Source organism: Rahnella rivi (assembly GCF_019049655.1).
Classification (GTDB): Bacteria; Pseudomonadota; Gammaproteobacteria; order Enterobacterales; family Enterobacteriaceae; genus Rahnella; species Rahnella rivi.
Genome location: NZ_JAFMOX010000065.1, coordinates 106336 through 127070, shown reverse-complemented (window position 1 = coordinate 127070; position 20735 = coordinate 106336). Strand labels below are relative to the sequence as shown.

The following is a 20735-nucleotide window of genomic DNA, read 5'->3' as shown; positions in this document are numbered from 1 at the left end:
GCGTTATGTTTCAGACCACATTGAGCCACCGCAGCTACCGGTTTAAAGATTTACGCGAGCTGATGGCAAAAGCATCCCCCGCACGATCGGGGGATTATCTTTCCGAAGTGGCGGCGGCCAGCGCGGAAGAGCGCATGGCGGCGAAGATGGCACTGGCGGAGGTGCCGCTGAAAACTTTCCTGCAACAGCTGCTGGTGCCCTATGAACAGGACGAAGTCACGCGGCTGATTGTTGATACTCATGATGTCGCGGCGTTTGCCGCGATTTCACACCTCACCGTTGGCGATTTTCGTGACTGGCTGCTGAGTGAAAAAACCGACAGCGCGGTGCTGGCGGCGGTCGCCTGGGGGATCACCCCGGAAATGGCGGCGGCGGTCAGTAAACTGATGCGTAACCAGGATTTGATTCTGGTCGCTAAAAAATGCCGCGTGATCACCCAGTTTCGCAATACCATCGGGCTGCCGGGACACATGAGCGTGCGCCTGCAACCGAACCATCCAACCGATAATTTACAGGGTATTGCCGCCAGTATGCTCGACGGCCTGCTGTACGGTTCCGGCGATGCGGTGATCGGTATCAATCCGGCCAGCGACAGTTTACCGCTGCTGGAAAATCTCAATTACATGCTCGACGACATCATCACGCGCTTTGATATCCCCACGCAATCCTGCGTGCTGACACATGTCACCAACACCATCAAGCTGGTGGAACGTGGTGCGCCGGTCGATCTGGTGTTTCAGTCGATTGCGGGTACGCAAGCGGCTAACAGTGGCTTTGGTATCGATCTCGCTTTGCTGGAAGAAGCGCAGCAGGCGGCACTCAGCCTGAAACGCGGCACGCTTGGCGACAACGTGATGTATTTCGAAACCGGGCAGGGCAGCTGTTTGTCTGCCAATGCGCATTTCGGCATGGATCAGCAAACCTGCGAGGCACGGGCTTATGCCATCGCGCGGCGTTTTTCACCGCTGCTGATCAATACGGTGGTCGGCTTTATCGGGCCGGAGTATCTGTATGACGGCAAGCAAATCATTCGTGCCGGGCTGGAGGACCATTTTTGCGGAAAACTGCTGGGTGTGCCGCTGGGCTGCGATGTGTGTTACACCAATCACGCCGAAGCCGATCAGGACGATATGGACACGCTGCTGACGCTGCTGGGCACCGCCGGGCTGACATTCCTGATTGGCGTACCGGGCGCGGACGACATCATGCTCAATTATCAGAGCACCTCTTTCCATGATGCACTCTATATCCGCGAACTGCTGGGGCTGAAACATGCGCCGGAATTTGCAGTCTGGCTGGAGAAAATGAACATCATCGATCCGCAGGGCATTTTGCAGGATGCCCGCGCGTCGCATCCGTTGCTGCGTCAGTTGCCGCAGTTAAGCTGAGGGAAGCCTGTGACAAATAATGAGAAAGCACCGGGGGAAATCCAGCTGGTGCACAACAATCCGTGGGAAACGCTGCGTCAGTTTACCGCCGCACGTATAGCACTGGGGCGCACCGGTTCAAGCTTACCCACACAAGAACTGCTGCGTTTCGGTTTAGCTCACGCCCAGGCGCGTGACGCTGTGCATCAACCCTTTGACAGTGAATCGCTGGAAACCGAACTTCAGCAACTCGGGCTGAAAACGCTCACCGTCGCCAGCGCCGCACCGGACAGAGCCACCTATCTGTGCCGCCCCGATCTGGGGCGCAAACTTTCGGAAGAAAGCCGTCAGTCGCTGCAAAGCCTCACTGTGAAGCCGTCAGATGTTGTTCTGATTGTGGCAGACGGTTTGTCTTCGAAGGCGGTGCACCGTCAGGCCGTTCCGCTTATTCGTGCATTGCTGCCTTATTTAAACACGCTGGAACTGGCATTAGGGCCGGTGGTGCTGGCGCATCAGTCGCGTGTGGCGCTGGGCGATGATATTGCGCAGGCGATGAAAGCGAAGGCGGTGGCGATTCTGATTGGTGAACGCCCCGGCTTATCCTCGCCGGACAGCCTGGGGATTTACATGACCTGGGGGCCGCACACCAAAAGGCTGGAATCAGAAAGAAATTGTATTTCGAACGTGCGTCCGGAGGGGCTGAACTATCCGCAGGCGGCTTTTAAGCTGGCGTGGCTGCTCGAACAATCATTCCAGCGAAAATTGTCGGGGGTAAATCTGAAGGATGAAAGCGATAACCCGGCGCTGCACAACAAAGTCGTGCCGATGTTTAAGCTGGAGTAGAGGAGGGGAAAAATAGAACCAGCGGCTGGTTCGCCTCCATCACGGTTTAAGTTCCGGAGTTCAGAAACGAAAAAAGCGCCTAAAGGCGCTTTTCTCTGAATTGGTGGGCCGTGCTGGATTGATTCGGCCTCCGGCCTCACCCTGCGGGCAACGCTGTCGCGTTGTCGTCTCGCTGCGCTCGGCTCGAACCAGCGGCTGGTTCGCCTCCATCACGGTTTAAGCTCCGGAGTTCAGAAACGAAAAAAGCGCCTAAAGGCGCTTTTCTCTGAATTGGTGGGCCGTGCTGGATTCGAACCAGCGACCAATTGATTAAAAGTCAACTGCTCTACCAACTGAGCTAACGGCCCGCAGAAGTGGTGGGCGATGACGGGTTCGAACCGCCGACCCCCTCCGTGTAAAGGAGATGCTCTACCAACTGAGCTAATCGCCCACTTCTGGGTACTCCACAACGTAAGTCAGAAACTGCTGAGAAATGGTGGGCGATGACGGGTTCGAACCGCCGACCCCCTCCGTGTAAAGGAGATGCTCTACCAACTGAGCTAATCGCCCATTTCTCATTCCTGCTTACTATCACAACGCGTCCACTCTAAGAGTGGTGGGCGATGACGGGTTCGAACCGCCGACCCCCTCCGTGTAAAGGAGATGCTCTACCAACTGAGCTAATCGCCCCCGTCGTGATGGAGTCGCATTATAGGGATACTTGAAATTACGTCAACGCTTTTTAAAAACAAAAATGATCGTTCGGCTTATTTTTAGACAACATGACGTCTTTCTCGCCCGCGTAGTCGATTCTTTACGCATTCATGGTCTTAAACCGGCGACCTTACCCTGTATCAGCGTTGAGGAATCAGGGCAGAGTGGTAGAATGTCAGCCACTTTTTGTTAATTAAGAGCAGCGTTTCTTGGCGTTGCGTGACTAAGGTTGCACCCGGATGAAAATCAAAACCCGTTTTGCCCCAAGCCCGACCGGCTATCTGCACGTCGGCGGCGCCCGTACCGCACTGTATTCCTGGCTCTTTGCCCGCAACCTTGGCGGTGAGTTTGTGCTGCGTATCGAAGACACCGATCTCGAGCGTTCCACTCAGGAAGCTATCGACGCGATTATGGATGGCATGAACTGGCTGAATCTGGACTGGGATGAAGGCCCGTATTTCCAGACCAAACGTTTTGACCGCTATAACGGCGTGATCGACGAAATGCTGGAAAACGGCACTGCGTATAAATGCTATTGCTCTAAAGAGCGTCTGGAAGCGCTGCGTGAACACCAGATGGCGAATAACGAAAAGCCACGTTATGACGGCCGCTGCCGTGACAGCCATGAACATCACGCCGCTGATGAGCCGTGTGTGGTGCGTTTTCGTAACCCTCAGGAAGGTTCCGTCATCTTTGATGATCAGATCCGTGGCCCGATCGAATTCAGCAATGATGAGCTCGATGATCTGATCATTCGCCGTACCGATGGTTCTCCAACTTATAACTTCTGCGTCGTGGTCGATGACTGGGATATGGAAATCACCCACGTTATCCGTGGCGAAGACCATATCAATAACACCCCGCGTCAGATCAACATCCTGAAAGCGCTGGGCGCGCCTGTACCGGTTTATGCCCACGTTTCTATGATTCTGGGTGACGACGGTAAAAAACTGTCCAAACGCCACGGTGCGGTCGGTGTGATGCAGTATCGTGACGATGGTTATCTGCCTGAAGCACTGCTGAACTATCTGGTGCGTCTGGGCTGGTCCCACGGCGATCAGGAAATCTTCAGCCGCGACGAAATGAAAGCGCTGTTCTCACTGGAAAACGTCAGCAAATCTGCCAGCGCGTTTAACACTGAAAAACTGCAATGGCTAAACCATCATTACATCAACGCGATGGACCCGCAGTACGTGGCGACCCATCTGCTGTGGCACGTAGAGCAGGCTGGCATCGAAACCCGTAACGGACCGCAGCTGTTTGAGATCGTCACCCTGCTGGGTGAGCGCTGCAAGACGCTGAAAGAGATGGCGGAATCTTGCCGTTACTTCTACGAAGATTTTGCAGAGTTTGATGCCGATGCAGCGAAGAAACACCTGCGTCCGGTGGCACGTCAGCCGCTGGAAGTGGTGCGTGCGAAACTGGCTGCCATCACTGACTGGACGGCTGAAAACATTCACCATGCCATTCAGGGCACGGCAGATGAGCTGGAAGTCGGAATGGGTAAAGTGGGTATGCCGCTGCGTGTCGCCGTGACCGGCGCAGGCCAGTCACCGGGTGTTGACGTGACCGTCCACGCTATCGGCCAGAGCCGTGTGCTGGCGCGTATCGACATGGCGTTAGCTTTTATTGCTGAGCGCGAAACACAAGCTCAGTAATCGCAGCCGCTCGTCATAAAAAAAGCCAGCGCGGGAAACCGGCTGGCTTTTTTCTTTTTATAAATCCGACGCGTGAAAAACGCCTGAATTAACGTTGTTCGGTCGCCGGTGTCGCAACCGTCGGGCGATAAGCCAGGAAGTACATCAGACCGACAAAGCCTGCACCGCCCACGGCGTTACCGAGGAATACGGCAACGAAGTTCGGGAAGTACTGGGACCAGCTCAGTGCGCCGGCAAAGATTGCCGCAGGCACGATGAACATGTTCGCCACCACGTGCTGGAACCCGATTGCCACGAATGCCATGACCGGGAACCACATGCCGATCACTTTGCCGCCGACGTCTTTACTGGCGAATGCCAGCCAGATCGCCAGACACACCAGCCAGTTGCAGCCAATCCCTGAAATGAAGGCATGCATAAAGTCAGCGTTCACTTTTGCGGTGGCAGTGGCGACGGTTTTGCTGAGGAATGCGCCTTCCGTCAGCCCTAACACGTGGCCGAAGAAGTACGCGACCGCCAGGCTACCTAACAGGTTGGCCAGCGTGACCCAGAACCAGTTACGCAATACGGCAAACAGACTGATCTGACGTGCGAACCAGGCAATAGGTAAGGTCATCATGTTACCGGTCAGCAGTTCTCCCCCTGCTAACACAGTCAGAATGATCCCTACCGGGAATACAGCGGCGCCCAGTAAGTTACTGAAAGAGCCCCAGGATGCAGGTAACGTCCCTATTACATGCAGATCCAGCAGGAAGCCGGTGGCGATGAATGCGCCCGCCAGGAAACCCAAAATTAACAAATTCAACACGGAGGAATGACTTTTCGTCACGCCTGCCGAGACAGCGATGGATGCGATTTCTTTAGGTGAATACAAGGACATGAGATTGCTCGTCGTAATGGATTATGATTATTGCGCGAGCAGTCTATTCTGAGAGTTATCTCAAAACAAGACGATTTTAATAGTCTGCTAACATTTCATTAATCATTCAAACCTGCTTGTTAATAAAATGTGTTGGCCGATCATAAAGCTAGTGAAAATGCGGGCTGGAGGGGCGATCGTAAAACAACGCATCCTGCTAAAAATTTGTTTAAGGGCAGGGCGGATTTCCCTGCGAAATGGGGTATTTGGCGGCTTTTTCAGCGCTTGATTGCAGAAACCGATTTAGCCGTTGACAGGGTAGACACGGTTTCATATGATGCGCCCCGTTCACCGGTTTTTACTGGTTTGAATTGGGGGTATAGCTCAGCTGGGAGAGCGCTTGCATGGCATGCAAGAGGTCAGCGGTTCGATCCCGCTTATCTCCACCAACTTCCTTTCCAGAGTAAGTTGGCTGTTTCCTTCCAGAGGAAACAAAAAGTAAATGTGTACGACCTCGTGTGGGGGTATAGCTCAGCTGGGAGAGCGCTTGCATGGCATGCAAGAGGTCAGCGGTTCGATCCCGCTTATCTCCACCAAATATTAAAGAAACCCGCTTCGGCGGGTTTTTTGCTTTCTGAGCCTTGTCATTTTTCCTTCCTGTTTTGCAGCACCAAATTGCAGCCATAAAAAAACCCGCCGAAGCGGGTTTCTTTGTCGTTCAGTCGTTTGCTTACTTACGCCAGTACCAGACCCGCGATAGAAGCAGACAACACGCTGACCAGCGTTGAGCCGTACAGCAATTTCAGGCCGAAGCGTGAAACCACGTTGCCCTGATGTTCGTTCAGGCCTTTGATAGCCCCTGCCACGATACCAATCGAGGAGAAGTTAGCGAAGGACACCAGGAACACGGACAGGATACCGACGCTGCGTGGTGACAATTCAGCCGCCACTTTCTGCAGATCCAGCATCGCCACGAACTCGTTGGAAACCAGTTTGGTTGCCATCATGCTGCCCACCTGCAAGGCTTCATGGCTTGGAACGCCCATCATCCATGCAAACGGATAGAAGACATAACCCAGCACGCCCTGGAAGGTGATACCGAATACCACGTCGAACAGCGCATTCAGGCAGGAAATCAGTGCGATGAAACCAATCAACATGGCTGCAACGATGATCGCCACTTTGAAGCCGGCGAGGATATATTCACCCAGCATTTCAAAGAAGCTCTGACCCTGGTGCGTGTTACCGATCTGCAGGTCTTCTTCCGAATCAACTCTGTAAGGGTTGATAAGAGACAGTACGATAAAGGTACTGAACATGTTGAGCACCAACGCAGCCACGACGAAACGCGGTTCCAGCATGGTCATATACGCACCCACAATCGACATAGAAACAGTCGACATTGCCGTAGCGGCCATGGTGTACATACGTTTTTCAGACATCTTGCCCAGAATATCTTTATACGCGATAAAGTTTTCTGACTGACCCAAAATCAGGGAACTGATGGCGTTGAAAGATTCCAGTTTTCCCATGCCATTAATTTTCGACAGTACCGTACCGATGATACGGATGACGAAAGGCAGTACGCGAATGTGTTGCAAAATACCGATCAGTGCGGAAATAAACACGATCGGACACAAGACTTTCAAGAAGAAGAACGCTAATCCCTTATCGCTCATGCCCCCAAATACGAAGCCGGTTCCTTCCGCAGCGAATCCTAATAATTTCTCAAACATATCTGAGAAGCCTTTCACAAAACCTAAACCAATAGATGAGTTCAGGAAGAAATAGGCTAAAAGGACTTCGATCACTAACAGCTGAACGATGAAACGTAAACGGATGCTTTTACGATCACGGCTCACCAGTAAAGCGAGTACTGCGACAACGGCCAACGCTAATACAAAGTGCAAAATGTTAGACATGGGTGCTCCAAATTAGAGGCAGGCTATATTTCGACGGACATTCTATGTAACGCGTACATTTAAAACGTGAAGTCGCTTGCAAATATAGAAATTGCAGACATGAATTGCAACAAATCCCATTCCACCACACAAAAAATCAAGATGTTAAGAAAAATAGGCACAATTTGCTTTCTTGTGCTAGCTTTATCATGTGCCGTAATGCGTTCTAAATCTGGTCAAACAGCCTCTGTTTTAGGAAAGCGCGCGCGCCCGGATTGAGAAAGCCGGGCGGGCGAATAACCACACAGTTATCACGTCGTCGCTTACTGCCTATCAGAATCATCGCTCAAATTTCTCTAAATGCACTTGATAATCATTATCATTTAGACGATATTTGTGTAAGCGTAATAATTGTAGGGGTTAATCCATTATGTTTAACAGCCGGACCGAATCTTCAGGCCGCGCATCCAGAAAGATGAAATTTTCGCTGATGGGACCGGCCTTTATAGCCGCCATCGGTTACATCGATCCGGGTAACTTTGCGACAAACATCCAGGCCGGGGCTTCTTACGGTTACCAGCTGCTGTGGGTCGTGGTCTGGGCTAACGTCATGGCGATGTTGATCCAGCTTCTTTCTGCCAAACTGGGTATCGCCACCGGCAAAAACCTGGCTGAACACATCCGCGATCGTTTTCCGCGTCCGGCCGTCTGGGCTTACTGGGTGCAGGCTGAAATTATCGCCATGGCGACCGATCTGGCGGAATTCATCGGTGCGGCGATCGGTTTTAAATTGCTGCTCGGTGTGTCGCTGTTGCAGGGCGCGGTGCTTACCGGTATTGCCACCTTTATTATCCTCGGTCTGCAAAAGCGTGGACAAAAACCGCTTGAGCTGGTGATTGCCGGTTTGCTGCTGTTTGTGGCTGCGGCGTATATCGTCGAACTCTTCTTCTCGCAGCCCAGCATGCTGGCGCTCGGCAAAGGGATGCTGATCCCTTCTCTGCCCACCAGTGATTCTGTTTATCTGGCTGCCGGTGTGCTTGGCGCAACCATCATGCCGCACGTCATCTATTTACACTCCTCACTGACCCAGCGGGCCGGTAAGGCATCGAAAGAACAGCGTTACTCTGCCACTAAGCTGGATGTCGGGATCGCCATGACCATCGCCGGTTTTGTGAATCTGGCGATGATGGCGACCGCCGCTGCCGCGTTCCACTTCAGCGGTCACAGCGGTATCAGCGAGCTGGATCAGGCTTATCTGACACTGCAACCGTTACTCGGCCATGCCGCTGCTACCACTTTTGGCCTGAGCCTGGTGGCTGCCGGTTTGTCTTCAACGGTAGTGGGTACCCTGGCGGGGCAGGTGGTGATGCAGGGCTTCGTGAAGTTCTACATTCCGATCTGGGTGCGTCGCGTGGTCACCATGATGCCTTCCTTTATTGTTATTCTGATGGGGCTGGATGCGACGCGCATTCTGGTGATGAGCCAGGTCTTGCTGAGTTTCGGGATTGCGCTGGCGCTGTTGCCGCTGCTGGCATTTACCGGTAACCGCCATCTGATGGGTGAGATGACCAACACCAAAACCGTGCAGTGGGCAGGGCGGGTGATCGTCCTGATTGTTGTCAGCCTGAATCTCTATCTGCTGTTCGGCATGCTGAAATAATCACAGCACCGCGGCAAAAAAAACGGGACAGCGCAAACTGTCCCGTTTTTTTATCTGTGATCTTTGCGGATTAATGGCGGTGATCGCCATGACCCCGGTGGTCACCGTGTCCGCGGTCCGGGCCGCGACCTCTGTCGTGACCATGACCCCGATCCGGCCCGCGGCCAGGATGATCATAATGCGGACGCCCGTAATAGCGCGGCGGAGGCGGACGATGATGAGAGCGGTTATCCCACCAGCCGCGATCGCGCCAGCGGCCGCCATCCCAGTAATAGCCGCGATGGCTGCGTTCACCGTAGTAACGCCCGCGGTGATTGTTCCACCAGCCCGCATCACGCCAGTCATACCCATCCCAGTAATAACCACGACGGTCGCGGTCACCGATATTGATTGAAAGCCCAGGCGTGCTCAGGCTAAAGCTGCTGGCCTGCACAGCGGGCGCTGCGGCAGGAAGCAATGCGAACAATAATGTACCGAACAGTAAAGGCTTAATCATGATGCCCCCAGATTCCTTATAATTTATGCTGACAGTTATAAGGTGAAGGCACCCGCTATTCTATGGGGGCAATCCTGTTTTGATTGATTTACCCACCCTTAACGGAATCCTTACTCAGCCTCCATAAAGGGATGTTTTTTCACCGTCAGGGTAAACGCTTACACTAAAATCGCTTCGATGGCAGTCAGCTCTTCCTGAGTGAAGTGGCGGTTTGCCACCATGCCCACCGCATCGTCAATCTGGCTGGTTTTACTGGCACCAATCAGCACTGACGTCACGCGGTCGCCGCGCAACACCCACGCCAGCGCCATCTGCGACAGTTTTTGCCCACGGGCCTGCGCGATGTCATTCAGCTTACGGACTTTCGCCAGCTTTTCTTCGGTCAGCTGATCGGTGGTGAGGAATTTACTGCCGCTGGCGGCGCGGGAATCCTCCGGAATACCTGCCAGATAGCGGTCAGTCAGCACGCCACCGGCGAGCGGTGAGAAGGCGATGGAGCCGACGCCGTTATCTGCCAGCGTATCGAGCAAATCGGCTTCAACCCAGCGCTCGAACATGGAATATTTCGGCTGATGGATCAGGCACGGCGTTCCCAGCTGTTTGAGAATGTCGAATGCCGCTTTGGCGCGGTCAGCCGGATAGTTCGATAACCCGACATACAACGCCTTACCCTGGCGCACGATCAAATCCAGCGCGGCCATGGTTTCTTCCAGCGGCGTATCAGGATCCGGGCGGTGATGATAGAAGACATCGACGTAGTCCAGCCCCATGCGTTTCAGGCTCTGGTTCAGGCTGGCGACCAGATATTTTTTCGAACCCCAGTCTCCGTACGGGCCGTCCCACATGGTGTAACCGGCTTTGGAGGAGATAATCAGTTCGTCGCGATAAGGCAGCAAATCTTCCTGCAAAATACGGCCAAAATGCTGCTCTGCCGAGCCCGGAGGTGGCCCGTAGTTGTTTGCGAGGTCGAAGTGGGTGATCCCGTGGTCAAAAGCATGGCGGATAAGATTGCGGCCATTCTCAAAATGCGCGTTATCGCCGAAGTTATGCCACAGGCCGAGAGAAACGGCAGGCAGTTTCAGGCCGCTTTGGCCGCAGCGACGATATTCCATCTTTTCGTAACGGTTTGAACTAGCAAGATACGGCATAGGAACCTTTATTGTTTGAGGTAGGTGTCGTGTAAGGAATCAGATAAAAACCCTTTTAGTGTATGCGCTTTCACTAACAATTCCAGCTACCACGATCACAACCAGAACAATCCTTACGGCGCGTTACCGTTGAAAAACAGGGCTATTCCCTCCGGCTATTACTTTTACTGTTCAGGGGCTGCCCGTGCGAGATCGCAGTGCAGCACTGTAACTCTGCGTTGCCACGTCTTTTTTCGAATAAAAAATATCCTATTCCCCGGTTTGGCGTAATACTTACGCTAGTGGGATTAACTGTTTACTTTCTATTTAACAGAGGATCGTCATGGATAATATCTATACCGTAGGGGACTATCTCTTAGACCGCTTATCATTTAGCGGGATCTCGGAGCTGTTTGGCGTGCCGGGCGATTACAATCTGAAATTCCTCGACAGCGTCATCAGCCATCAGCAAATTACCTGGATCGGTTGTACCAACGAACTCAATGCCGCCTATGGTGCCGATGGGTACGCGCGCACCAAAGGTATCGCCGCGCTGCTGACCACCTTTGGCGTCGGTGAACTCAGTGCGCTGAACGGTATTGCGGGCAGTTATGCCGAATATGTGCCGGTTATCCATATCGTCGGCGCTCCGCCCCTCGCAGCGCAGCGCAAAGGCGAATTACTCCATCACACCCTGGGCGATGGCGACTTCAGCCATTTCATGCGCATGTCGCAGCCGGTGAGTGTGGCGCAGGCGTCACTGACGCCGGAAAATGCGCTGGCCGAAATTGACCGCGTCATTGAAGACGTCATCTATTCCTCGCGTCCCGGCTACCTCTTACTGCCGAGTGACGTGGCCGCCTTGCCCGTCAGTACCCGCGCCCATGCCATTCCTGCGCGGCAACCGGCGTTTTCCGCCTCGTCTCTCGAAGCCTTTGTCGCGGCAGCCGATGCCAAATTGCGCGGTGCCGGACGCGTTTCCCTGCTGGCCGATTTTCTGGCGGAACGCTTTGGCGTGAAGGCCGCGCTGGAGCAATGGATGGAGGAAGTGCCGCTGGCGCACTCCACGCTGCTGATGGGCAAAGGATTGTTCAACGAGCAGCAGCCGAATTTTGCCGGGACGTATTCCGGTGCCGCCAGCGCCGCCTCGACCAAAGAGGCCATTGAGGGCGCTGACGTGGTGATTAGCATCGGTGTGAAGTTTACCGACACCATCACTGCCGGTTTTACCCAGCAACTCCCTGCCGAAAAATGTATCGATCTCCAGCCATTTTCCGCCCGCGTCGGCAATCAGATATTCCATCAGCTTCCGCTGGAAAAAACCGTCAGCGTGTTGCATCGTCTGACGGCGGAACGGGCCGATCAATGGCCGCCTTACGCGGTTAAACGCACCACACTCCCGCAGCTTGCGGATAACAGTCTGGATCAATATGCCTTCTGGCAACAAATTCAGGCCTTTCTGCAACCCGGCGACGTGCTGGTGGCGGAACAGGGCACCGCCTGTTTTGGTGCCGCGGCGCTGAACTTGCCGCAGGATTGCCAGTTCGTGGTCCAGCCTTTGTGGGGCTCAATCGGCTTTACGCTGCCCGCCGCATTTGGCGTGCAGATCGCCGCACCTGATCGCCGCGTGGTCTTGCTGATCGGCGACGGTTCTGCGCAGCTGACCCTTCAGGGCCTGGGCGCGGCGATCCGCTATGGTTTGCCGCCGGTGATTTTCGTCATTAATAATCAGGGTTACACCGTGGAAAGGGCGATCCACGGTGAGACTCAGCGCTATAACGATATTGCGCAATGGAACTGGACGCAGTTCCCGGCGGCGTTTGGCGGCAAAGAAGTGTTCAGCGCGCGGGCGGATTCGCCGCAGGCGTTGAAAGAGGCGATAGAACAGGCCAGCGCCAAACGGCGGATGGCCTGGATTGAAGTGATTTTGCCTAAAATGGATATTCCCGCGTTACTCGATTCCGTCACTCGTTCCCTGGCGAAACGCAATTCAGGGGAGTAATTCTGCATCCGGCGGCGGCGGGTCAATCAGCTGGTCGATGAACCAGCTTCCCGCCGGGCCGGGCTGATTATTTTTACTCCACACCGCATCCACCGAAATTCTCTTCGGCCAGCCCCGCAGCGGCAGGCTGACCAGCTTGTCATGCCCGAACTGCTTCACCAGCCAGTGGGGAAGTGTGGCCCAGCCAAACCCTTGCTCTGCCATTTCCAGCAGCATCAGGTAGCTCGGCGCAGACCAGATCTGCCCCTGCGCCCGTGGCATTTCCCGGCGGCTGTAAGGTTGCAGACAGAGCTGGCGGAAGGTGTGTAACTGTTCGGGTTGCAGAGAGGAAATACTCGCCAGCGGGTGTGCTTTACTGCAAAAAATCGACATATCCGTTTGCTCCGGAAGACGCGCCACACCTATATCCGGCGGATAGTGATCCTGCACTTCCACCATGCCGATATGCGCGCGGCCGGACTGCAACAGATCGATCACGTCCTGATCTTCCGCTATCTGACACTCAAATTCGATATCAGGATAGCGGCGCTCAAACCGGCGCAGCAATGCTTCGTGGTGTGTCGGCTGATAAGTATCGGAAAGCACAAACGTCAGGCGCGTTTCCACCTGTGTAGATAACCGGACGGCCAGTTCATCGAGACGCTCACTGGCCGCCAGAATGGCCTGAACATGGCTCAGCACGCGCTGCCCGGCGGGCGTCAGCACCGGATGTCGGCTCTGGCGATCAAACAGCGTGACGCCCAAATCCACTTCCAGATTGGCAATCGCGGTGCTGACAGTGGACTGACTTTTACGCAGTTTACGGGCCGCAGCGGAAAAAGATCCCGCGTCGGCGGCCTCCACAAAGGCCATCAGGGCTTCGGGTGAATAACGCATAATCAGGCTCCGTGAGTCTCTTTGAACGGCAATCTATCGATTTTATCAATACTTTCTATCTTTTACCTATCTCATTTTATAATGATAATGCCTGCCTGGTGACAACCGTCACCCCTTTTTAATTTCAGGAATCAGGCAGGTTTTTATGTCTAAGCAAACACGGAACATCTCTCAGAAAACGTTCGGCGAGCGCATTTTTCATGCGGTTGGCTTTGAAACGCTGGCGGTGCTGATTTCAGCCCCTGCGGCGGCGTGGCTACTCAACAAACCGGTCTGGGAAATGGGCGCACTGGCTATTATGCTGTCTACCACGGCGATGGTATGGAACATCGTTTATAACAGCATTTTCGACCGGTTCTGGCCTGTATCCCGTGTGGTGCGGACATTTAAAATCCGCGTGGCGCATGCGCTGGGCTTTGAAGGTGGATTTATCATGATTGGTCTGCCGATTGCCGCGCTGTGGCTGGGTATCGGACTGCTGGATGCCTTCATGCTGGAAGTCGGGTTCTTCCTGTTCTTCCTGCCGTATACCGTCGCCTACAACTGGATCTACGACACCCTGCGTCAGCGCTGGATGAACCGCCGTCTGGCGGCAGAGCGTTGCGCGGCTAAACACTGATTCAACCTCGCTGAATGCCCGAAAAAGCCCGCAGACATTTTCTTTGTCTGCGGGCTTTTTGTCAGTTATGGTTTTGCTCAATACTTAATCTCAGGGGCGAAAATGAAGACGTTAGGGCTGATTGGTGGCATGAGCTGGGAATCCACGGTGCCGTACTACCGCATGATCAACGAACACGTAAAACAGCAGCTCGGCGGATTACATTCGGCCAAACTGTTCCTTTACAGCGTCGATTTCTATGAGATCGAAAAACTGCAAATGGCCGGCGACTGGCAGCAGGCGGGTGAAATCCTCGGCAATGCCGCCCGTTCTCTGGCGCGAGCAGGGGCGGAAGTGATTGTGGTCTGTACCAACACCATGCACAAAGTGGCCGGTGATATCGAACGCATCGGCGGTTTGCCGCTTCTGCATATCGCAGACGCTACCGCAGAAAAAATTAAAGGGCAGGGGCTGCGTAAAATCGGGCTGCTCGGCACACGTTTCACCATGGAGCAGGATTTCTATCGCGGGCGTTTGCAGGAAAAACATCAGATTGACGTGGTGACGCCGGATGACGCTGACCGCGCGATCGTTCATCGCATCATTTATGACGAGCTGTGTCTGGGCATTATTAAGGATGATTCCCGCGAGGAATATCGCCGGATTATTGGCAAATTAGAACAGCAGGGCGTTGAAGGCATTATTTTGGGCTGCACGGAAATCACCCTGCTGGTGGGCGCGGAAGACGCGCGCGTCGCGGTCTTCGACACCACCGCCATTCATGCGCTGGCGGCGGCGGAGTTTGCCTTAACGCAGGATTAATCTTTTTCCGGATCCTGACGCCCCAGCCGCTGTTTAGCCACCTGCATCAGCGGTTTTCCTGCCAGCATCAGCCAGGCTGGCAGCATCACAATGCACAGCAGCGGCAGCAATTTCAGCCCCGGCACCACGGCGGCGGCCATAAACAAACTGAGCCAGCCGTCGCGCGTGACCACCAGAACCATTCCCATCACGGCGCAGGATACGGTCACCGCCGCCGGTACGTCAGGCGCATACTGGTGCAGCATCAGCCCCAGCGAAACGCCGACGAACACCGCCGGGAAGATCCGCCCGCCGCGAAAACCGCAGGCCGCCGCCACCACGAGCGCCGCAAGTTTGGTCAGGGTGATCGCCAGCAGCGGCCCCATCTCAAAAAGCTGGTTCGAGTGGGCCAGCTCCTTCATTTCATCCAGCCCTTTGAACAGCGTGATTTCCCCGCCGATAAGCGCCAGCAATCCCAGAACAAACCCGCCAACCCCCAGCCGGATAATCGGATCATGAATGCTGTAAAACATCCGGTGCAGATGCGGGAAAAGCCACACGGCAATCATCCCCAGCGCAATGGCAATCAGCACCACCACTGAACCACTAAAAATATCAATCAGGCGGGAGCTGTCATACGACGGAATGCTGAGTGAAAAATCAGGCTGGAAGAACTGATCGGTCGTCAGCGCGCCCGCACCGGCGGCGAGCAAAGGTGCGAACAGGCGATCCCACAAAGGCACATCTTTATTGGTGCCGAGGGTTTGCGAAAAAATCAGCGCCGCCGCCACCGGCGTGCCGAACAGCGCGCCGATAGTGCCAGCGGCGGCCAGAATGACCCAGTCGGTGGTCGGCACTTTCGGCAACAGACGCGAACCCAGCGCGACGACCAGCGCGATATTGATCACCGTGATCGGATGTTCCGGCCCGAGGCTGACGCCACCCGCCAGCCCGACCATCAGCGCCAGTGCCAGTCCCGGCAGCGCATTGACCGCCACCGGGGCGCCAATCAGCGATTCCGTCGCCGGATCCGGCCCGGCGTGGCCTGGCATATACTTGATCAACGCTCCGACACCAATCCCGGTCAGCGTCAGCATGAACAGTGTCCAGGTGGCCGACTGGGTATTGACGTGCAGAACGTCAGGAATGTACTGCCACAGCAGGTTTTGCAGCGCGCCGGACATCATCATGACCAAAACCAGGATCAGGCTGGACATGACACCAATAACGATTGCGGGCAGGGCAAAAGCCAGCATGATTCTGGCGCGAGGATGAAACATGCAATGATTTCCTTATTATATAATTTTGATTGCCCTGATAGCTTAGATGAATATCAGCAAGGTCAGTTTGCGGGTGGCCGACATTATTTTGTGTGACATGCCGCATAAATGTGCGTTGGTACAAAACTGCATTGCAGCGTATAGCAATTACCGCTATTTTGCCCACACGAATCTGTCAGCTCTGCCCCATTGCAGGCATTCGCCAGTCGCTTTTATTGATGACCACCACTTACATCAGGGTGTCTGGCAGCGTACTCATGAGCACAGCATTTCTGGCGTGGATGCGCAGTATAACGAATTTACTTTTGCGGAGAATAACATGACTAAATACTCCCTGGTGGGCGATGTCGGGGGCACCAACTGTCGTCTGGCGCTGTGCGCCTTAGACAGCGGCGAGATCTCACAGTCTCAGACTTTTTCCGGGCTGGATTACGACAGCCTCGAAGCCGCGGTACGTGAGTATCTCGCGCAGCAGCATCAGGAGGTTGAAGATGCCTGTATTGCGATCGCCTGCCCGATCACCGGCGACTGGGTGGCGATGACCAACCACACCTGGGCGTTCTCCATTGCCGAAATGAAACAAAGTCTCGGCCTGCAGCATCTGGAAGTGATCAACGATTTCACCGCCGTTTCCATGGCGATCCCGATGCTCAAAGAGGCTGATCTGTTGCAGTTCGGCGGTAAGAAAGCGCTGGATGGCAAACCGGCAGTGATTTACGGTGCGGGCACCGGCCTCGGTGTGGCTCATCTGATCCATGCCAACAAACAGTGGCTGAGCCTGCCCGGCGAAGGCGGACATGTGGATTTCGCACCTAACAGCGAAGAAGAAGACATCATTCTTGAGCAGTTGCGTACTGAAATGGGTCACGTGTCTGCCGAACGTATTCTCTCGGGGCCGGGGCTGGTCAATCTGTACCGCGCGATCGTGAAATCTGATAACCGCGTGCCGGAGAGCTTCAAACCGAAAGACGTCACCGAGCTGGCGTTATCGGATGAAAACGTAGACTGCCGCCGCGCGCTGTCGCTGTTTTGCGTGATCATGGGGCGCTTTGGCGGGAATCTGGCGCTGAACATGGGCACATTTGGCGGGGTCTATATTGCCGGTGGCATCGTTCCGCGCTTCCTGGAATTCTTCAAAGCGTCAGGTTTTCGTGCCGCGTTTGAAGATAAAGGCCGCTTTAAAGATTACCTGATGGATATCCCGGTATTCCTGATCACTCACGATCAGCCAGGATTGCTTGGCGCAGGCGCGTATTTGCGTCAGTCGATGGGTATGACGATCTAAAAAAAGCTCCCCCTGTAAAGGGGGAGTCATCAAAACCGCATTAACTGTCTGAATTCTTTCACCTTGCTCCGGCTTACCGGCACTTCAAAATCCAAATCACTCAACCGCAAAATATAGGTGTTGTTAAACCACGGCACGATCTCGCGGATCTTTGACAGGTTCACGCAATACGAACGATGGCAGCGGAAAAAATGCTCTTCCGGCAGGCGGTTGCAGAGTTCGGTGATGTTCATCGGCATGGTGAACTCTTCTTTGCGGGTATACACCTGCGTCACCTTTTCCTGCGCGGCGGCGTAGTAAATATCATTGATGTCGGTCACGATAATCCGCTCATCTTTGATCAGATTAATGCTGTGGCTGACGCGATTGGCGCTGCCCTGCGCCGGATGGACATCTTCAGGCTTACTGCCGCTCTGCTTATCCCTCGCAAAGTGCGACTCCAGCTTTTGCAGCATGGTGACAATGCGTGACTCATGATACGGCTTGAGAATGTAATCAAAAGCCTCGATTTCAAAGGCTTCGGCAGCGTGTTCTTTATAGGCCGTAATGAACACGATGTAAGGCTTATGCGCGAACTTACTGATGTTTTGCGCCAGTAACACGCCGTCCAGCGAAGGGATGCTGATATCCAGAAAAATAGCATCCACTTCATGGGTTTGCAGATATTTAAGCACGTCCAGCCCGTCATCAAATGTGGCTTCAATTTTGATGCTGCTGTGCGTATTAATGAGATAACTCAGCTCTTCCTGAGCCAGAACTTCATCTTCGACGATAATAGCTTTCACGGAATTATCCCCCGGTGCGAGCGCCCGAAAAGCGGGCGACAGAAATAAAGCAGAGAAATTCCCTCAACATGGTCAGGCTATAGTGCTCTCGGGGGCTGCCGTGATTTTTGCCGGGGATTGTGTGATCAAAAACGAAATATCCGTGCCGGGTTCGAGGCGGCGGATCACCAGCCCCTGACCATACAGTAAAGACACGCGATGATGCACATTCAGCAGGCCGATTTTATTGCCGGGCATTTCATTGCGTGCCACACGATCGATGGTTTCCTGATTAATGCCGTGGCCGGTATCCTTCACCGAAACCCACACGCCGTTGGCATGGTGCTTCACTGAAATCACCACCACGCCTTTACCGCTGCACTTTTGGATCCCATGCACGATGGCATTTTCCACCAGCGGCTGAATGAGCAGGCTGGGGATTTTTACCGAAATGTCATCATCAATATCGTAGATCACCGTCAGTTTACTGCCAAAGCGGGCCTGTTCGATGGCGATATAATCCTGCACCTGATGCAACTCTTTGCGCAGATCGATCAGCTCGTCGTTCAGTTCCAGGTTGTAGCGCAAATAACGGGAGAGATTGATCACCAGCTGGCGCGCCACGTCAGGGCGGGCGCGGATCGAAGAGGAAATGGCATTGAGGGCATTAAACAGAAAGTGCGGGTTTATCTTGCTTTGCAATGCCCGCATTTCGGCTTTGTTGGCCATTTCGCGCAGTTGCTCGGTGCGCGACACTTCCATCTGGGTAGACATAATTTGCGACAGGCCGATCGCCATCACTTTCAGCGAATAGGTGATGCGGTGCGGATCGCAATAATAGATTTTCAGTGAGCCGGTGACTTCGCCCTTTTCCCACAGCGGGATAATTATCAGCGAGTGAATTTGCGGCGTGCGGTGCATTTCGTCGTTGTTTTTCACCGTAATTTCACCGCTTTCCAGCGTGGCTTTGGTCATCTCACTGAGCGTTTCATGGCCAATATTGTATTCTTCTGCCCCCACGCCGACGTAGGCCAGAATGTTTTTGTTATCGGTGATGGCGACCGCATCGGCATCGATATCATCACGGATGATGCTGCAAATACTGGCCAGGGATTCTGCATTAATATTTCGAAAATAGGGGAGCGTTTTATTGGCAATATCCAGTGCCAGCCGCGCCTGCCGGGCGGCAATCACCTCTTTTTCATCCTCGACGCTTTGCACCAGCAAGACAATCAGCCCGATAGAACTGGCCCCGAGGATCAGCGGTGCGGCGATATTCATCACGATATCCAGCCCGAGCGAAAAAGGCCGCGCCATCAGCAGGATCAGCACCATCGTCAGGGTTTCGCACAGCATCCCCGCCAGAATGCCGACTTTCCAGTGCAGCGCTTTTTTGACTTTTTTATTGATGTAGCCCGAGAGAAAACCGGCGGTAATACTGGTGATCAGACAGGGAAGGGACGTCGGGCCGTGGATGTCGATCAAAAAGCGGTGAGTGCCGGAGATCACGCCAGTGATAATGCCGACCCACGGGCCGAACAGGATCCCGCCGGACATGATGGCAATGGTTCGCACGTTGATGAGCGACCCTTCCACGTTGATCCCCGAGAGCGTACCGAAAATGGCAAACAACGAGAAAATCGCCGTCACGGCGGTCAGTTCCAGTGCCGTGTGGTTTTCATTTTCTTTGTGCAGCAGTTTGCGGAACAGCGGGGTACGCGTGAGGAAGAACAGGCAGATCAGCATCAGTGCCGCGCGGTCAAAGACCGCCAGCAGCATATCGAACATGTGTTGCATGGCAGGTTCTCTGCGCGACATTGTATAATCACGCTAAATTAAATCGTGGTTTATTATATGTAAAACACCCGTAATTGACCACCAGACAGACGGCGTTCAGCCTGTCATGGCACAATAAAAACAGGGATAATTTGCTGACAGCAAAGGAGTTCGGATGATGATTTCGCTTTCGACCGCAAGGCTTCACATGCAACCCCTCCAGGCCGATGACTGGGCTTTTTTCCTGCGGTTGTATCAGGATCCTGACGTCATGCGTTTTATTGGCAACCTTGATACCCCCGCTCAGATCCACAGTCGCTTTGAACAACGGCTCGGTAACTGGGATCGTTACAGCGATTTCTGGTTGTGTCTGCTGATCCGCGAAAAACAGACCGGTGCAGCGGTGGGGCTGACCGGATTCTTCCCTGACTGGCGGCCTTATCAGCAGGCGGAAGTCGGATTTATTCTGGCACCTGAGCATCAGGGCAAAGGCTACGCGGTGGAATCCCTGCGTGAGGTGCTGAATTTTGCTTTCGACCACTGTGATTTTCACCGGCTGCAAGCCAATGTGCTCGAAGGCAACCACGCCTCTCGCCGCGTGCTGGAGAAATGTGGTTTTCAGATGGAAGGTCTGTTGCGCGACAGTTATCGCATTGGCGATGAATGGAAGAACGACTGGCTGTTGGGATTGCTGAAGCACGATCCACGCTGAGAACCGGGCAACGCTAAAAAAGAGTGTTCACACTCTC

Annotated in this window: 17 protein-coding genes, 6 tRNA genes and 1 other RNA gene; 11 read left to right on the top strand and 13 right to left on the bottom strand. The window is 54.1% G+C overall.

All coding sequences use genetic code 11. From position 1 onward, the window contains the following. Nucleotides 1-5: 5 nt before the first annotated feature. Both J1779_RS19870 and eutC read left to right on the top strand, forming a co-directional pair. Nucleotides 6-1388, top strand: a complete 1383-nt coding sequence (locus tag J1779_RS19870; protein ID WP_217204581.1) for an ethanolamine ammonia-lyase subunit EutB — start codon at nucleotides 6-8, stop codon at nucleotides 1386-1388. A 9-nt stretch (nucleotides 1389-1397) separates the two neighbouring features. After that, nucleotides 1398-2210: an ethanolamine ammonia-lyase subunit EutC gene (gene eutC / locus J1779_RS19865; RefSeq protein ID WP_420804214.1), complete on the top strand. Its 813-nt coding sequence runs from the start codon at nucleotides 1398-1400 to the stop codon at nucleotides 2208-2210. 101 nt (nucleotides 2211-2311) lie between these two features. Here eutC and J1779_RS19860 read toward each other — a convergent pair. The 5 genes from J1779_RS19860 to J1779_RS19840 form a co-directional block, all read right to left on the bottom strand. Then, a non-coding RNA gene (locus J1779_RS19860) (RtT sRNA) lies at nucleotides 2312-2437 on the bottom strand. 44 nt (nucleotides 2438-2481) lie between these two features. Then, nucleotides 2482-2557 (bottom strand) — tRNA-Lys (locus J1779_RS19855). 7 nt (nucleotides 2558-2564) lie between these two features. Next, a tRNA-Val gene (locus tag J1779_RS19850) sits at nucleotides 2565-2640 on the bottom strand. Nucleotides 2641-2683: 43 nt separating this feature from the next. Continuing rightward, nucleotides 2684-2759: transfer RNA gene (locus J1779_RS19845), tRNA-Val, on the bottom strand. A 44-nt stretch (nucleotides 2760-2803) separates the two neighbouring features. After that, nucleotides 2804-2879 (bottom strand) — tRNA-Val (locus tag J1779_RS19840). A gap of 263 nt (nucleotides 2880-3142) precedes the next feature. Between J1779_RS19840 and gltX the strand changes: the two genes are divergently transcribed. After that, complete coding sequence (gene gltX, locus J1779_RS19835; protein WP_056774124.1) at nucleotides 3143-4561, top strand: glutamate--tRNA ligase; 1419 nt, start codon at nucleotides 3143-3145, stop codon at nucleotides 4559-4561. Nucleotides 4562-4649: 88 nt separating this feature from the next. Here gltX and J1779_RS19830 read toward each other — a convergent pair whose 3' ends face one another. After that, entirely contained in the window at nucleotides 4650-5441 is a 792-nt protein-coding gene (locus tag J1779_RS19830) for a formate/nitrite transporter family protein (RefSeq protein ID WP_056774127.1), read from the bottom strand. Nucleotides 5442-5793: 352 nt separating this feature from the next. Here J1779_RS19830 and J1779_RS19825 point away from each other — a divergent pair. Then, nucleotides 5794-5869: transfer RNA gene (locus tag J1779_RS19825), tRNA-Ala, on the top strand. A 71-nt stretch (nucleotides 5870-5940) separates the two neighbouring features. Beyond that, nucleotides 5941-6016 (top strand) — tRNA-Ala (locus tag J1779_RS19820). Nucleotides 6017-6154: 138 nt separating this feature from the next. Here the strand turns inward: J1779_RS19820 and J1779_RS19815 are convergent. Beyond that, entirely contained in the window at nucleotides 6155-7342 is a 1188-nt protein-coding gene (locus J1779_RS19815) for a NupC/NupG family nucleoside CNT transporter (RefSeq protein WP_056774132.1), read from the bottom strand. 409 nt (nucleotides 7343-7751) lie between these two features. Here J1779_RS19815 and J1779_RS19810 point away from each other — a divergent pair, with 409 nt between their 5' ends. After that, nucleotides 7752-8981: an Nramp family divalent metal transporter gene (locus J1779_RS19810; protein ID WP_056774135.1), complete on the top strand. Its 1230-nt coding sequence runs from the start codon at nucleotides 7752-7754 to the stop codon at nucleotides 8979-8981. Nucleotides 8982-9051: 70 nt separating this feature from the next. On the opposite strand, the gene J1779_RS19805 is transcribed toward J1779_RS19810, so the two are convergent. Both J1779_RS19805 and mgrA read right to left on the bottom strand, forming a co-directional pair. After that, entirely contained in the window at nucleotides 9052-9477 is a 426-nt protein-coding gene (locus J1779_RS19805) for a DUF2502 domain-containing protein (RefSeq protein WP_072158081.1), read from the bottom strand. A 158-nt stretch (nucleotides 9478-9635) separates the two neighbouring features. Continuing rightward, nucleotides 9636-10625 (bottom strand): L-glyceraldehyde 3-phosphate reductase, encoded by a 990-nt coding sequence (mgrA, locus tag J1779_RS19800; protein ID WP_217204580.1) that lies wholly within the window; start codon nucleotides 10623-10625, stop codon nucleotides 9636-9638. Between the two features lie 322 nt (nucleotides 10626-10947). Here mgrA and J1779_RS19795 point away from each other — a divergent pair, with 322 nt between their 5' ends. Then, nucleotides 10948-12606, top strand: a complete 1659-nt coding sequence (locus J1779_RS19795; protein WP_217204579.1) for an alpha-keto acid decarboxylase family protein — start codon at nucleotides 10948-10950, stop codon at nucleotides 12604-12606. Here J1779_RS19795 and J1779_RS19790 read toward each other — a convergent pair. Continuing rightward, entirely contained in the window at nucleotides 12595-13482 is an 888-nt protein-coding gene (locus tag J1779_RS19790) for a LysR family transcriptional regulator (protein WP_122097472.1), read from the bottom strand. The genes J1779_RS19795 and J1779_RS19790 overlap by 12 nt on opposite strands. A 145-nt stretch (nucleotides 13483-13627) precedes the next feature. Here J1779_RS19790 and J1779_RS19785 point away from each other — a divergent pair, with 145 nt between their 5' ends. Beyond that, nucleotides 13628-14101, top strand: a complete 474-nt coding sequence (locus tag J1779_RS19785; RefSeq protein ID WP_056774153.1) for a multidrug/biocide efflux PACE transporter — start codon at nucleotides 13628-13630, stop codon at nucleotides 14099-14101. Nucleotides 14102-14203: 102 nt separating this feature from the next. Then, a complete protein-coding gene (locus J1779_RS19780) occupies nucleotides 14204-14902 on the top strand; it encodes an aspartate/glutamate racemase family protein (RefSeq protein WP_056774157.1) in 699 nt (232 codons plus the stop codon). Here J1779_RS19780 and J1779_RS19775 read toward each other — a convergent pair. Continuing rightward, nucleotides 14899-16161, bottom strand: a complete 1263-nt coding sequence (locus tag J1779_RS19775; protein WP_056774160.1) for an ion channel protein — start codon at nucleotides 16159-16161, stop codon at nucleotides 14899-14901. The two genes, J1779_RS19780 and J1779_RS19775, sit on opposite strands and share 4 nt — an antisense overlap. Nucleotides 16162-16480: 319 nt before the next feature. Here J1779_RS19775 and glk point away from each other — a divergent pair, with 319 nt between their 5' ends. Beyond that, nucleotides 16481-17446: a glucokinase gene (gene glk, locus J1779_RS19770; protein WP_056774369.1), complete on the top strand. Its 966-nt coding sequence runs from the start codon at nucleotides 16481-16483 to the stop codon at nucleotides 17444-17446. A gap of 29 nt (nucleotides 17447-17475) precedes the next feature. Here glk and J1779_RS19765 read toward each other — a convergent pair whose 3' ends face one another. Together J1779_RS19765 and J1779_RS19760 are read right to left on the bottom strand one after the other, a co-directional pair. Next, nucleotides 17476-18231, bottom strand: coding sequence for a LytR/AlgR family response regulator transcription factor (locus J1779_RS19765; RefSeq protein WP_056774163.1), 756 nt, complete (start codon nucleotides 18229-18231; stop codon nucleotides 17476-17478). Between the two features lie 72 nt (nucleotides 18232-18303). Continuing rightward, nucleotides 18304-20007 (bottom strand): sensor histidine kinase, encoded by a 1704-nt coding sequence (locus tag J1779_RS19760; RefSeq protein WP_217204578.1) that lies wholly within the window; start codon nucleotides 20005-20007, stop codon nucleotides 18304-18306. A 157-nt stretch (nucleotides 20008-20164) separates the two neighbouring features. Here J1779_RS19760 and J1779_RS19755 point away from each other — a divergent pair, with 157 nt between their 5' ends. After that, entirely contained in the window at nucleotides 20165-20698 is a 534-nt protein-coding gene (locus J1779_RS19755) for a GNAT family N-acetyltransferase (RefSeq protein WP_122097603.1), read from the top strand. Nucleotides 20699-20735 lie beyond the last annotated feature (37 nt).